The 1,121-nt window shown below is 61.8% G+C and carries 1 protein-coding gene; it reads left to right on the forward strand.

Annotated features, from left to right (window positions below):
• Nucleotides 1-1,121: acetoacetate--CoA ligase (locus ACXRVY_RS30755; protein WP_458239174.1), on the forward strand; the 1,121-nt coding region annotated here is incomplete at both ends.

Genomic DNA, 1,121 nt, shown 5'->3' on the forward strand with positions numbered 1-1,121 from the left:
CCCTGGTGGCCATGCTCGCCACCACCAGCCTTGGCGCAATCTGGTCCTGTTCTTCGCCCGACTTCGGCACCCAAGGGGTGGTTGACCGTTTCGGCCAGATCGAACCGAAAGTGCTGGTGACCTGCGCCGGTTATCGCTACGCCGGCAAGGAAATCGACCAGACCGCCAAGCTCAACGAAATCCTCGAGCGCCTGCCGTCGTTGCAGCAGTTGATCATCGTGCCCTATGCGCGGCCCCACACGCGGATCGAACACTTCCGTACCCCGGCCAACGTGACGCTGTGGAACGATTTCTATGAACCTGGCGGCGAGCCCGATTTCGTCCCCGTGCCCTTCGCCCATCCGCTGTACATCCTCTACTCCAGCGGCACCACCGGCGTGCCCAAATGCATCATCCACAGTACCGGCGGCGTACTCCTGCAACACGTCAAGGAACACGGYCTGCACTGCGATCTCGGCCCCGGCGAGCGCCTGTTCTACTACACCACCTGCGGCTGGATGATGTGGAACTGGCTGGTGTCGGCATTGGCGGTCGGCAGTGCGGTGGTGCTGTACGACGGTTCGCCGTTCCACCCCGACCCGCAACGCTTGATCGACCTGATCGACGACGAGGGCATCAGTGTCTTTGGCACCAGCCCCAAATACCTCGCGACCCTGGAAAGCAGCGGTATCAAGCCCCGTGAAAGCCATGACCTGAGCAGCCTCAAGATGCTGCTATGCACCGGCTCGGCGCTGTCACCGCACAGTTACGACTTCGTCTATCGCGACTTCAAGGCTGACGTGTGTCTGGCCTCGATGTCCGGTGGCACCGACATCGTCTCGTRCTTCGTCAACGGCAACCCTGTGTCGCCCATCAGACGTGGCGAAATCATGGGCAAGAGCCTGGGCATGGCCGTCGAAGTGTGGAACGACGAAGGCCAACCGGTAATCGGCGAAAAAGGCGAACTGGTCTGCACCCGGCACTTCCCGGCGATACCCGTTGGCCTGTGGAACGATCCCGATGGCGAGAAACTGCGCAAATCCTATTTCAGCCTGTTCCCCGGCGTCTGGGCCCAAGGTGATTACGCCGAACAACGGCCCCATGGCGGTATGATGATCCACGGGCGCTCCGATGCCGTGCTC

This window comes from Pseudomonas sp. P5_A2_2 (genome assembly GCF_054177685.1).